This is a genomic window from Kitasatospora sp. NPDC040550, from assembly GCF_055594965.1.
Map to the genome: position 1 here is coordinate 18,983 of NZ_JBVIWC010000037.1, position 11,999 is coordinate 30,981.

Here is an 11,999-nt window from a genome sequence, read left to right on the forward strand (position 1 = left end):
CCCCTCCTCCCTTCCTTTTTGGCTTATCTTCCTTCCCCCCCCCCCCCCCCCCAAAAAAACCATCAAAAACCAACACCACCCCCCCCGCCTCGCCCCCCCCCCCCCCCCGGGCGCCCGAAGAGCCGAAGAGAGTGCCGATGCGAGAGCCCCGAGAAGAGAGGAAGGGGGAGAACCCACCCCTTGCCACTCTCAACATATAGCGCACCGGGGGCCTTGCGGCAAGGCCCCCGGGATGGCGCACAATCGCAGGCCTCAGATCGGAGCTGATGCCATGAACCCCCTGACCACCAGCGCTTTCGACCTCCCCGAGCGGCTGTCCGCCAAGGCCGACCGGGCGCTCGTCGTGGCCGACGAGCGGCACTTCGCGGCGATCGCGGAGAGCCTGGCGCGGGCGATCGCCGAACTCTCCGACCAGCTCGACGCCGTGCGCCGCGCCCCGGGAGGTGCCGGGCAGGCGGCGATGGACCGCGACATCGAGGTGTACCGGCTGAGCGGCCGGCTGCGCACCCTGCGCCGCTACGGCCTGGACCTGTGCCTGGGGCGCATCGTCACCGAGGAGGGCGCCGAGCCGCTGTACATCGGCCGGCTCGGGCTGACCGACAGCGAGGGCCGACGGCTGCTGATCGACTGGCGCTCGCCCGCCGCCGAGCCGTTCTTCGCGGCGACCCACGCGGACCCGATGGGCCTGGCGAGCCGCCGCCGCTACCGCTGGACCCGCGGCCGGATCTCCGACTACTGGGACGAGGTGTTCACCGCGGAGGGCCTCGCCGGGCACGCCGCACTGGACGACCAGTCCGCCTTCATCGCCAGCCTGGGCGGCAACCGCTCGGCCCGGATGCGGGACGTGCTGGCCACCATCCAGGCCGACCAGGACGCGATCATCCGGGCCGGTTCGCGCGGCGCCCTGGTGGTCGACGGCGGCCCCGGCACCGGCAAGACCGTGGTGGCCCTGCACCGCTCCGCCTACCTGCTGTACGCCGACCCCCGCCTCGGCCACCGCCGTGGTGGGGTGCTGTTTGTCGGCCCGCACCAGCCCTACCTGAACTACGTCGCCGACGTCCTGCCCAGCCTCGGCGAGGAGGGCGTGCGCACCTGCACCCTGCGGGACCTGGTGCCCGAGGGCGCGGACGCGCCGGAGGAGGCGGACCGGGAGGTGGCGCGGTTGAAGTCCTCGGTGGAGTCGGTGCGGGCGATCGAGAGGGCCGTCCGGTTCTACGAGGAGCCGCCGTCCGAGGAGCTGCTGGTCAGCACCCCCTGGGCGGACCTGCGGCTGAGCGCCCAGGACTGGGCCGAGGCCTTCGACGCCCCGGATCCGGGCACCCCGCACAACGAGGCGCGTGAGCAGATCTGGGACGAGCTGGTGGCGATCCTGCTGGACAGGCTGGAGCAGGACGACGAGGAGGAGGTCTCGCCCGAGCAGTTCCGTCGGGCGCTGCGGCAGGACCGCGAGCTGGTCGGCACGCTCAACCGGGCGTGGCCGCTGCTGGAGGCGACGGACCTGGTCGGCGACCTCTGGTCGGTGCCCGCCTACCTGCGGATGTGCGCGCCGCACCTCACCCCGGAGGAGGTCCGCACGCTCCAGCGCAAGCACGCCCCGCAGGCGTGGACGGTCTCCGACCTGCCGCTGCTGGACGCGGCCCGGCAGCGGCTCGGGGACCGCGAGGCGACCCTGCGCCGGCAGCGCCGGCGTGCCTCGGCGGCCGCCGAGCGCGAGCGGATGGCGGACGTGATCGGCGACCTGATCCAGGCCGACGACGACGGCGAGGGCGTGGTGACGATGCTGCGCGGCCGGGACCTCCAGGACACCCTGGTCGACGAGGACGCGCTGCCCGCCGCCGAAGCGGAGCCGCTGGCGGGCCCGTTCGCCCACATCCTGGTGGACGAGGCCCAGGAACTGACCGACGCCCAGTGGCAGATGCTGCTGCGCCGCTGCCCGTCCCGGAGTTTCACCATCGTCGGGGACCGGGCCCAGGCCAGGCACGGCTTCGCCGAGTCGTGGCAGGAGCGGCTCGACCGGGTCGGCTTCGACCGCACCACGATGGCCTCGCTGAGCATCAACTACCGCACGCCGGCCGAGGTGATGGCGGAGGCCGAGCCGGTCGTCCGGGCGGCGCTGCCGGACGCCAACGTGCCGACCTCGGTGCGCAGCAGCGGCCTTCCGGTGCGGCACGGCGCGGTGGCGGAACTGCCGGCGGTCCTGGACTCCTGGCTCGCCGAGCACGACGAGGGCGTCGCCTGCGTCATCGGCGATCCGGGGTTCCGGGAGCGGCCGCGGGTCCGTTCGCTCACCCCGGAGTTGGCCAAGGGGCTGGAATTCGACCTGGTGGTTCTGGTCGATCCGGAGGCGTTCGGTGACGGTGTCGAGGGCGCGGTCGACCGCTACGTCGCGATGACCAGGGCGACCCGTCAGCTCGTCGTCCTGCGCGGCCACTGACGGGCGCTGGCGACTGCTGACGGCTGCTGACGGCCGCTGCCGAGCGAGGGGGCGACCGGTGCCGGTACCGGCACCGGTCGCCCCCCCCGGTCGGGTGACGGGGCTGTCGGTGGTCGGCGTGCCCGGGCCGGACTGGGGCGATGGACGAGGACGAACCGCTGGCGGCGTGGGCCGAGCGGCGGGAGCAATGGCCGCGACCGGTAGGGCAGTTGATGGCGGTGCCGCTCGACGGAGGGGGCCGCGCGGTGCCCGGGTGGGGCGGGACGGGCCGCGGCTGATCGTGCGCTGGGACGGTTTCCAGTGGCTGCCGGAGCCGGTGGCCGAGGACTACGCCGTCGCCCAGCGGATCCTGCACGGCATCGAGGGCGACGGCGTACGGCGGCCCCCGTACGCTGCGCCGCGGCCGCGGAAGGCGCCGGGGCGCCACCGCCGCCCGTAGCCACCGGGGCCACCGGGGCCGCGCAAGCCGAAGGGGCCCGGCGCTTCCCGCGCCGGGCCCCTCGACTCAACGGTCTTGCCCCACAGGTCAGTTGTGGGCGTGCAGGTCCGCGTTCAGGCCGCCCCAGGAGCCGGAGCGGGCGATGACCTCGACCGCGCCGGTCTGCGAGTTGCGGCGGAACAGCAGGTTGTCCTGGCCGGACAGCTCGACGGCCTTGGCCACCGTGCCGTCCGGGGTGGTGACCCGGGTGCCGGCGGTGACGTACAGGCCGGCCTCGACGACGCAGTCGCTGCCGAGCGAGATGCCGATGCCCGCGTTGGCGCCGAGCAGGCAGCGCTCGCCGACGGAGACGACCTGCTTGCCGCCACCGGACAGGGTGCCCATGATCGAGGCGCCGCCGCCGATGTCGCTGTGGTCGCCGACGACGACGCCCGCGCTGATCCGGCCCTCGACCATCGAGGTGCCGAGGGTGCCGGCGTTGAAGTTGACGAAGCCCTCGTGCATCACGGTGGTGCCGACGGCGAGGTGGGCGCCGAGCCGGACGCGGTCGGCGTGGGCGATGCGCACACCGCCGGGGGCGACGTAGTCGGTCATCCGCGGGAACTTGTCGATCCCGTAGACGGCCAGCTGGCCGCCCTGGGCGCGGACCGCGAGGCGTGCCTGCTCGACCCGGTCGACCGGGACGGGGCCGATGCTGGTCCAGGCGACGTTGGCGAGCAGGCCGAAGATGCCGTCCAGGTTCAGGCCGTGCGGCCGGACCAGCCGGTGGCTGAGCAGGTGCAGGCGCAGGTACACGTCGTGGGTGTCGAGCGGCTTCTCGTCGAGCGAGGCGATGGTGGTGCGCACGGCGACCACCTCGACGCCGCGGCGGGCGTCGGCACGCAGCGCTTCGGCGGCGCCGGCACCGAGCTCGGCCTCGGCCTGCTCGGCGGTCAGGCGCACGGTGCCGGCCGGGCCGGGTTCGGCGGCCAGCGCGGGGGCGGGGTACCAGGTGTCGAGGACGGTGCCGTCGGCGGCGATGGTGGCCAGGCCGGCGGCCACGGCGCCCTTGATAAGGGAGGTGGATTCAGCAGTCACACCGTGCACGTTAACCAATGGGGGGCCCGGCTGCCGAACACGCCCATCGTCCGGACGGGCGGGCCGGACCCGCAGGTCGGCGCTGCGCGGGGCGGGAAAACCCGGTGCCCGGACGTCTCCCGCTGGGCAATACTCGGCCGGGTGTTCATGTCGATTTCCACTACCGGCAGCGCCGAGAGCCCGGCGACGGATCTCGGGTTCCTGCTGCACAAGCATCCCGGCAAGGTCCAGCGGTTCACGACGTCGCACGGTGAGGCCCACGTCTTCTACCCCCGGGCGGAGGACGAGGCCTGCACCGCGGCGCTGCTGCTGGACATCGACCCGATCGCGCTGGTCCGCAAGGCCCGGGGCGACGGCAGGGGGCGCGGCGGTTCGCCCGACTTCGCGCTCTCCCAGTACGTCAACGACCGCCCGTACGCCGCGTCCTCGCTGCTCGCGGTGGCCTTGCGGACGGTGTTCCGGTCGGCGATGAAGGGCGACTGCCCGGCCCGCCCGGAGCTGCCGGGGCTGGTCCGCCCGCTGCGGATCGAGCTGCCCGCGGTGCCCGCGAACGGCGCGGGCGAGGGCGGCGGTCCGGCGATGGTGGCCCGGCTGTTCGAGCCGCTGGGCTGGCGGGTGGAGGCGACGGCGGTCCCGCTGGACGAGGCCTTCCCGGAGTGGGGGGAGTCCCGCTACGTGCGGGTCGTGCTCGCCTCGGAGTCGGTGCGGCTGGCCGACGCGCTGCAGCAGCTGTACGTGCTGCTGCCGGTGCTGGACGGCGCGAAGCACTACTGGGTCGCTCCGGACGAGGTGGACAAGCTGCTCGCTGCCGGCGAGGGCTGGCTGGCGGCGCACCCGGAGCGTGCCTTGATCGCCCGCCGCTACCTGTCCCGGCGCTGGTCGCTGACCCGGGCCGCGATGGAGCGGCTGGAGCTGGCCCGGCTGGCCGAGGCGGACGACCGCGAGGTCGAGGAGATCGACAACGCGGTCGACGACCGGCCCGAGGAGGAGGGGCAGGAGGCCGCCGAACCCGCCCAGGACGGGCCGGGCGGGCAGGACGGGCCGGACGGGCCGGACGGCCGGGAGCCCCGGCCGCCGTCCCTGGCCGAGCGGCGCCGCGCCGTGATCCTGGCCGCCCTGCGCGACGGCGGCGCCGCCCGCGTGGCCGATCTCGGCTGCGGACAGGGCGAGTTGATCGGTGAGCTGATGAAGGACGCCCGGTTCACCGAGATCCTCGGGGTGGACGTGTCGGCGCGGGCGTTGCAGGCGGCCAAGCGCAGGCTGCGCCTTGAGCGGTTGCCCGAGCGGCTGGCGGCGCGCGTGACGCTGGCGCAGGGTGCGCTGACGTACACCGATGCCCGGTTGAAGGGGTACGACGCGGCGGTGCTGTGCGAGGTGATCGAGCACCTGGACCTGCCGCGGCTGCCGGCCCTGGAGTACGCGGTGTTCGGCGCGGCCCGCCCGAGGACGGTGGTCGTCACCACGCCCAACGTCGAGTACAACGTCCGTTGGGAGAGCCTGCCGGCGGGCCGGGTCCGGCACGCCGACCACCGCTTCGAGTGGTCGCGCGCCGAGTTCGGGGCCTGGGCGGGGAAGGTCGCGGCGGCGTACGGCTACACGGTGGAGCTGCGCCCGGTCGGCCCGGAGGACCCGGAGGTCGGCCCGCCGACCCAGCTCGCCCTGTTCCGCACCGCCACCGCCACCGCCACCGACGCCGACGCCGTGACCGACCCCCGCACCCACTCCGCCATCGCCCCTGCCACCGCCACCGCGACCACCACCACGCCCGAAGGAGGCGAGACCCGATGACCGAGGACGCGACCCACACCCCCGACCAGGCCCCCGCCCCCCGCCGCCTCCCCGTCACCGAGGTCTCCCTCGTCGTCCTGATCGGCACCAGCGGCGCGGGCAAGTCCAGCTTCGCCCGCCGCCACTTCCTGCCCACCCAGGTGGTCTCCTCCGACTTCTGCCGCGGCCTGGTGTCCGACGACGAGAACGACCAGTCGGCGTCCGCCGAGGCCTTCGACCTGCTGCACTACATCGTCGGCAAGCGCCTGGCGGCCGGCCGCCTCACCGTGGTGGACGCGACCAACGTGCAGCCGCAGGCCCGCCGGCAGCTGGTGGAGATCGCCCGGGCGCACGACGTGCTGCCGATCGCGATCGTGCTGGACGTCCCGCCGGGGGTGTGCGCGGAGCGCAACCGCTCCCGCCCGGACCGCCAGTTGCCCGCGCACGTCGTCCCGCGCCAGCACCGCGAGCTGCGCAGGTCCCTCAGGGGCCTGGAGCGCGAGGGCTTCCGCAAGGTGCACGTGCTGCGCGGCGAGGCCGAGGTGGCGGCCGCCGTGATCGAGCCGGAGAAGCGCTACAACGACCTGCGCCACCTCACCGGCCCGTTCGACGTCGTCGGTGACGTCCACGGCTGCCGCTCCGAGCTGGAGACCCTGCTGACCCGCCTCGGCTACACCCTGGCCCGGGATGCCGAGGGCCGTCCGGTGGACGCCGTCCACCCGGCGGGCCGCACCGCCGTGTTCGTCGGTGACCTGGTCGACCGCGGCCCGGACACCCCGGGTGTGCTGCGCCTGGTGATGGGCATGGTAGCGGCCGGTCACGCGATCTGCGTGCCGGGCAACCACGAGAACAAGCTGGGCCGGGCGATGGCCGGCAAGAAGGTCACCGTCTCGCACGGCCTCCAGGAGTCGCTGGACCAACTGGCCGGGGAGAGCGAGGAGTTCCGAGCCGAGGTGCGCGCCTTCATGCGCGGCCTGGTCAGCCACTACCTGCTGGACGGCGGCGCCCTGGTGGTCTGCCACGCCGGCCTGCCGGAGCGCTACCACGGCCGGGCCTCCGGCCGGGTGCGCTCGCACGCGCTGTACGGGGAGACCACCGGCGAGACCGACGAGTACGGCCTGCCGGTGCGCTACCCGTGGGCGGAGGAGTACCGGGGTCGGGCGCTGGTGGTCTACGGCCACACCCCGGTGCCGAGCGCGAGCTTCCTCAACAACACCATCTGCCTGGACACCGGCTGCGTCTTCGGCGGCAGCCTGACCGCGCTGCGCTACCCGGAGCGCGAGCTGGTGAGCGTCGACGCGGAGCGGGAGTGGTACGCCCCGGTGCGTCCGCTGCTGACCGACGCGCCGGGAGCCCGGGAGGGCCGTCCGCTGGACCTCGCCGATGTGGCGGGGCGCCGGGTGGTGGAGACCGCCCTGCATGGCCGGGTGGCGGTGCGGGAGGAGAACGCGGCGGCCGCGCTGGAGGTGATGAGCCGCTTCGCGCTGGACCCGCGGCTGCTCGCCTACCTGCCGCCGACCATGGCGCCGAGCCCGACCTCCCGCCGGGAGGGCTTCCTGGAGCACCCGGAGGAGGCCTTCGCCGCCTACCGCGCGGACGGGGTCCGGCACCTGGTGTGCGAGGAGAAGCACATGGGCTCGCGCGCGGTGCTGCTGGTCGCCCGGGATGCCGCCGCGCTGGAGCGGCGGTTCGGGGTGGCCGGTCCGGGGGCGATCTGGACCAGGACCGGCCGGGCCTTCCTCGACGACGAGGAGCTGACCGGCGCGGTGCTCGGCAGGGTCCGGTCGGCGGCCGAACGGGCGGGCCTGTTTGAGGAGTTGGGCAGCGACTGGCTGCTGCTGGACGCCGAGCTGATGCCGTGGTCGTTGAAGGCGGTGGAGCTGCTGCGCCGCCAGTACGCCGCGGTCGGCGCGGCGGCCGGCGCCGCCCTGCCGGAGGTGCTGTCGGCGCTGGAGCAGGCGGCCGCGCGCGGGCTGGAGCTCGGTGAGCTGACCGCCCGCCAGCGCCGCCGCGCCGCCGACGCCCGGGCGTTCACCGAGGCGTACCGGCGTTACTGCTGGCCGACCGAGGGCCTGTCGGGCATCCGGCTGGCGCCGTTCCAGCTGCTGGCCGCGGAGGGGGCGAACCTGGCGGTGCGGCCGCACGACGAGCACCTGGCCCTGATCGACCGCCTGGTCGCGGCCGACGACGGGGCGGCGCCGGTGCTGCACCGCACCGGCCGGGTCCTGGTGGACACCGGGGACGAGGCCTCGGTGGCGGCCGCCACCGCCTGGTGGGAGGAGCTGACGGCGGCGGGCGGCGAGGGCATGGTGGTCAAGCCGCTGGCGTCGGTGGTGCGGACGGTGCGGGGCGAGGGCCGCCCGGGCGGCCTGGTGCAGCCGGGTGTGAAGGTCCGCGGGCGGGAGTACCTGCGGATCATCTACGGCCCGGACTACACCGAGCACCTGGAGCGGCTGCGGATGCGCTCGCTGGGCCACAAGCGGTCGCTGGCGCTGCGCGAGTACGCGCTGGGCCTGGAGGCGCTGGACCGGCTGGCGGCGGGGGAGCCGCTGTGGCGGGTGCACGAGCCGGTGTTCGCGGTGCTCGCCCTGGAGTCGGAGCCGGTCGACCCCCGGCTGTAGGAGTACCCCGACTGTAGGCGCACCCCGGCTGTAGGAGCGCCCGGCCATAGGCGCACCCCGGCTGTGGGAGCACCCGGACCGTAGGCGCATGCCGGCTGTCGGTGAAGGAGGGGAAGTCCCGCCCGGGGCTTCCCCTCCTTCACCCCCATTCCGTATAGAAATTCCGAGCGTCGTATACACTGCCACTTTCCCCCCAGCCCCGTCACCCCAGGAGCCCGGCATGGCCTTCAACCTCCGGAACAGGCACTTCCTCAAGGAGCTCGATTTCACTCCCCAGGAGTTCCGCTTCCTGGTGGACCTCGCGGCCGCGCTCAAGGCCGCCAAGTATGCGGGCACCGAGCAGCCCCGGCTGCGGGGGAAGAACCTCGCGCTGATCTTCGAGAAGACCTCCACCCGCACCCGCTGCGCCTTCGAGGTGGCCGCGCACGACCAGGGTGCCACCACCACCTACCTGGACCCGTCCGGTTCGCAGATGGGCCACAAGGAGTCCGTCAAGGACACCGCCCGGGTGCTCGGCCGGATGTTCGACGGGATCGAGTACCGGGGCCACGGCCAGGAGATCGTCGAGGAGCTGGCCGAGCACGCCGGTGTCCCGGTCTGGAACGGCCTGACCGACGAGTGGCACCCCACCCAGATGCTGGCCGACGTGCTCACCGTCACCGAGCACACCGCGAAGCCGCTCACCGAGGTCGCCCTCGCCTACCTCGGCGACGCCCGCTCCAACATGGGCAACTCGCTGCTGGTCACCGGCGCCCTGCTGGGCATGGACGTCCGGATCGTCGCCCCGCGCGCCCTGTGGCCCGCCGAGGACGTGCAGAAGGCGGCGCAGGAGCTGGCCGGGCGCACCGGGGCCCGGATCACGCTGACCGAGGAGGTGGCCGAGGGCGTGGCCGGAGCCGACTTCCTCTACACCGACGTCTGGGTGTCGATGGGGGAGCCCAAGGAGGTGTGGGCCGAGCGGATCGCGCTGCTCGAGCCGTACCAGGTGTCCATGGACACCGTCCGGGCCACCGGCAACCCGAACGTGAAGTTCCTGCACTGCCTGCCGGCCTTCCACGACCTCGGCACCGTGGTCGGGCGGCAGATGTACGAGGCGACCGGGATGACCGAGCTGGAGTGCACCGACGAGCTGTTCGAGTCGGCGCACTCCATCGTGTTCGACCAGGCCGAGAACCGCCTGCACACCATCAAGGCGGTCCTGGTCGCCACCCTCGGTTCGTGAGGGGCCGGCGCTACCGGTCCAGCTTGACGCAGCCCACCCGGTCGCCCGCCGCGTGCGGGCCGGCCGGGGTGCCCGCGTGCAGTACCAGCGAGCGCGCCTCGCCGGGCCGCGGCTGCCAGTCGACCGCGGCGGTGGCGGTGCCCCCGCCCGTGGCGTCGGTGCGCAGCGCCAGCCGCAGCTCGTTGCGGTCGTTGGCGTACGCCGGGTCGGTGGAGGGCTGCACCGGGTCGACGGCGTCCTGGTAGTGCGGCCCGGAGGCGGCCGGGTCGGCCCCGCAGGTGCCGGTGTGCAGGTGCACCGGGAACTCGTGGTCGGGGGCGAGTCCGGTGACCGTCAGGGTGAGCACCGTCCGCCCGGGCTCCGAGCGGTCGGTGACGATCCGGGCGTGCGAGCCGTACGGGACGAGGTCCTGGGCGTAGCTGACCGCGGCCGGCGGGACGAAGGCGGTCGCCGGGTCGAAGGCCGCCTCCACGACGGAGACCGGCGGGGCGGCGGGGACGAGCAGGGCCAGCGGCAGCAGGGCGGCGGCGAGCGGAGCGGGCATCGGTCGGGGCCTTCCACGGGCAGGGCGACGGTCACCCTGCTAACGCGGCCGGGCCGTCCGGGACACTCCCGGGGTGGACGTCAGCCGCCGAGCAGCAGCCCGGCGAGCAGGGAGATGGCGTTGGCGGTGGCGGAGGCGATCCAGGGCAGCGGGTCGCGCGGGCGCAGCCCGGCGAGGGGGCACAGCAACAGGGCCTCGGCGGCGCAGACCGCGATCTCGCTGAGCGCGAAGCCGGTCCAGTACGCTGCGGCGGGCCCGTCGGTCCAGTGCCGGAGGGTCCACCAGAGCAGTGGGTGGGTGGCCAGGTTGACGAGCACGCCGACAGCTGCCGCCCGCCGGGGGCGCACGTGGCCGATCCGGGTGAGGGCGGCGGTGTAGACGGGTGTCTCGGTCAGCAGGGTGAGGGCGAGGGCGGCGGGGTAGCGCACGGCGGGGATCGTGCCACGGGAGGGGGAGCATGGCGAGCACGGGGGTGGGGGCGGGCGCCACGGCGGGGCCCTGGCCCGCGCCCGGTCCGGCGGTGCGGCTGGGCGGGGCGCCGTTCGCGGGTTTCGCGCTGGCGGCGGTGGTGGCGCTGGTGCTGGCGCTGCGCGCGCCGACGGGTCTGGCGGTGCTGGGGCTGGCGGTGTTCGGTCTGCTGCACAACGTGCTGGAGCTGCGTTACGTGGCGGGCCGGTTCGCGGCGGTGCTGGCCGGTCCGCTGGTGCGGCTGCTGCTGGTGCTGGTGACGGGGATCGTGGTGTGCCGGCTGCTGCCGGTGTCGTGGGTGTCCCGGTCGGCGGAGATCCTGCTGGCGTACGGGCTGCTGGCGGCGGCCTGCCGGTACGGGCTGCGCGGGCGTCCGGTGCTGCTGGCGGTCGCGGGGGTGGGGCTGGTGGGCGCGGCTTCGGCCTCGCTGGCCTTCCCGGCGTACCACTTCGTGGTGCTGGCGCACCTGCACAACGTGGTGCCGCTGTTGTTCCTGGTGGAGTGGTCGCGCCGGCTGGCGCGGGGGCGTGCGGCGTTCCTGGTCCTGCAGTGCGGCTGGGTGCTGCTGGTGCCGGCGCTGGTGCTGAGCGGGTGGCTGGACGGCTGGCTGTCCCAGCGGCCGGGCGGCTGGACGGACCGGCTGGCGGCGGTCTACACCCCGCCGGGCTGGCTGACGCCGCAGGTGGGGCTGCGTTTCCTGGCGGTGTTCGCCTTCCTGCAGTCGATGCACTACGTGGTGTGGGTGTGGTTCCTGCCGAGGTACGCGCCGGAGGCGGCGGAGCGTTTCGACGCCCGGGTGCCGGGTCTGCGGGGTGGCCGGGCGTGGGCGCTGGGGGTGGCGGCGGGCGGGCTGCTGGCCGTGTTGTTCGCCGTGGATTACGCCCAGGGCCGCTCGGTGTACGCGGCGTTGGCGAGTTACCACGCGTATCTGGAGTTCCCGGTGCTGCTGGTGCTGCTGCTCGGCCTGGGCGAGGGTCGGGGTGAGGGCCTGGGCGAGGGCCTGGGCGAGTGCCGCGGTCCGGGCGGGGGCCCGGAGGCGGACCGGGTGCGGACCGGAGGAAAGGAGGTGAAGGTATGAGGACGACGACCCTGCTGGCCGACGTCGCTCCCGAGCCGATCGGCGGTTCCGGCGGTGAGCTCGTGGCGGTGCTGCTGGTGGCCGCCGCGATCGTGGCGGGGGCGGTCTGGCTGATCCGGCTGGAGCGCAAGCGTCGCGGCCCGGACGGCCGTTGACCTGCGTCGAAACGCATCGGGGCATGCCTGCGGTGGTGATGGCGGCGGCATGCACTATGGTTTATCTCGACATCGAGATAACTGCCCCTTACGATATATCTCGACATCAAGATACTTGCCGAGAGGCGCTCACCGGCGATGCGGCAAGGTCAGCCTAAGTAAGGCTGACCTTACCAGCGTGGCGGCCGGATATC

Annotated in this window: 10 protein-coding genes and 1 pseudogene; 8 read left to right on the forward strand and 3 right to left on the reverse strand. The window is 74.2% G+C overall.

The window, feature by feature from the left end:
* The first annotated feature begins 271 nt into the window (after nt 1-271).
* The 3 genes and pseudogenes from helR to ACZ58X_RS36150 all read left to right on the forward strand — a co-directional run bounded on the left by helR (nt 272) and on the right by ACZ58X_RS36150 (nt 2,873).
* On the forward strand, nt 272-2,434 hold the full coding sequence (gene helR / locus ACZ58X_RS36140) for an RNA polymerase recycling motor ATPase HelR (RefSeq protein WP_470337811.1): 2,163 nt from the start codon (nt 272-274) through the stop codon (nt 2,432-2,434).
* Between the two features lie 140 nt (nt 2,435-2,574).
* Nucleotides 2,575-2,652: pseudogene (locus ACZ58X_RS36145) on the forward strand (hypothetical protein); the annotation flags it as partial.
* A complete protein-coding gene (locus ACZ58X_RS36150; protein WP_470337812.1) occupies nt 2,622-2,873 on the forward strand; it encodes a DUF6087 family protein in 252 nt (83 codons plus the stop codon). The pseudogene ACZ58X_RS36145 and the gene ACZ58X_RS36150, both read left to right, overlap by 31 nt.
* 87 nt (nt 2,874-2,960) lie before the next feature.
* On the opposite strand, the gene dapD is transcribed toward ACZ58X_RS36150, so the two are convergent.
* The gene (dapD, locus tag ACZ58X_RS36155) at nt 2,961-3,950 is read right to left on the reverse strand and encodes a 2,3,4,5-tetrahydropyridine-2,6-dicarboxylate N-succinyltransferase (RefSeq protein WP_470337813.1); all 990 of its coding nucleotides are present in this window, start codon (nt 3,948-3,950) and stop codon (nt 2,961-2,963) included.
* Nucleotides 3,951-4,091: 141 nt separating this feature from the next.
* Here dapD and ACZ58X_RS36160 point away from each other — a divergent pair, with 141 nt between their 5' ends.
* The 3 genes from ACZ58X_RS36160 (at nt 4,092) to argF (ending at nt 9,560) form a co-directional block, all read left to right on the forward strand.
* On the forward strand, nt 4,092-5,738 hold the full coding sequence (locus tag ACZ58X_RS36160) for a 3' terminal RNA ribose 2'-O-methyltransferase Hen1 (protein ID WP_470337814.1): 1,647 nt from the start codon (nt 4,092-4,094) through the stop codon (nt 5,736-5,738).
* On the forward strand, nt 5,735-8,338 hold the full coding sequence (locus tag ACZ58X_RS36165) for a polynucleotide kinase-phosphatase (protein WP_470337815.1): 2,604 nt from the start codon (nt 5,735-5,737) through the stop codon (nt 8,336-8,338). The genes ACZ58X_RS36160 and ACZ58X_RS36165 overlap by 4 nt, the downstream gene beginning before the upstream one ends.
* 220 nt (nt 8,339-8,558) lie before the next feature.
* Nucleotides 8,559-9,560 (forward strand): ornithine carbamoyltransferase, encoded by a 1,002-nt coding sequence (gene argF / locus ACZ58X_RS36170; RefSeq protein ID WP_470337816.1) that lies wholly within the window; start codon nt 8,559-8,561, stop codon nt 9,558-9,560.
* 10 nt (nt 9,561-9,570) lie between these two features.
* Here the strand turns inward: argF and ACZ58X_RS36175 are convergent, their stop codons facing one another.
* Both ACZ58X_RS36175 and ACZ58X_RS36180 read right to left on the reverse strand, forming a co-directional pair.
* Nucleotides 9,571-10,104 carry a superoxide dismutase family protein gene (locus ACZ58X_RS36175; RefSeq protein WP_470337817.1) on the reverse strand — a complete coding sequence of 178 codons (534 nt, stop codon included), beginning with the start codon at nt 10,102-10,104 and terminating at the stop codon, nt 9,571-9,573.
* Between the two features lie 80 nt (nt 10,105-10,184).
* Nucleotides 10,185-10,532 carry a hypothetical protein gene (locus ACZ58X_RS36180; protein ID WP_470337818.1) on the reverse strand — a complete coding sequence of 116 codons (348 nt, stop codon included), beginning with the start codon at nt 10,530-10,532 and terminating at the stop codon, nt 10,185-10,187.
* Between the two features lie 29 nt (nt 10,533-10,561).
* Between ACZ58X_RS36180 and ACZ58X_RS36185 the strand changes: the two genes are divergently transcribed.
* The gene (locus tag ACZ58X_RS36185) at nt 10,562-11,650 is read left to right on the forward strand and encodes a hypothetical protein (protein ID WP_470337819.1); all 1,089 of its coding nucleotides are present in this window, start codon (nt 10,562-10,564) and stop codon (nt 11,648-11,650) included.
* The gene (locus ACZ58X_RS36190) at nt 11,647-11,805 is read left to right on the forward strand and encodes a hypothetical protein (RefSeq protein WP_470337820.1); all 159 of its coding nucleotides are present in this window, start codon (nt 11,647-11,649) and stop codon (nt 11,803-11,805) included. The genes ACZ58X_RS36185 and ACZ58X_RS36190 overlap by 4 nt, the downstream gene beginning before the upstream one ends.
* Nucleotides 11,806-11,999: the final 194 nt, after the last annotated feature.

Coding starts and splice junctions, on each gene's coding strand:
- ACZ58X_RS36190 (WP_470337820.1), top strand. CDS start 11,647: ATGAGGACGACGACCCTGCTGGCCGACGTCGCTCCCGAGCCGATCGGC.
- ACZ58X_RS36165 (WP_470337815.1), top strand. CDS start 5,735: ATGACCGAGGACGCGACCCACACCCCCGACCAGGCCCCCGCCCCCCGC.
- ACZ58X_RS36150 (WP_470337812.1), top strand. CDS start 2,622: ATGGCCGCGACCGGTAGGGCAGTTGATGGCGGTGCCGCTCGACGGAGG.
- helR (WP_470337811.1), top strand. CDS start 272: ATGAACCCCCTGACCACCAGCGCTTTCGACCTCCCCGAGCGGCTGTCC.
- ACZ58X_RS36175 (WP_470337817.1), bottom strand. CDS start 10,104: ATGCCCGCTCCGCTCGCCGCCGCCCTGCTGCCGCTGGCCCTGCTCGTC.
- ACZ58X_RS36185 (WP_470337819.1), top strand. CDS start 10,562: ATGGCGAGCACGGGGGTGGGGGCGGGCGCCACGGCGGGGCCCTGGCCC.
- argF (WP_470337816.1), top strand. CDS start 8,559: ATGGCCTTCAACCTCCGGAACAGGCACTTCCTCAAGGAGCTCGATTTC.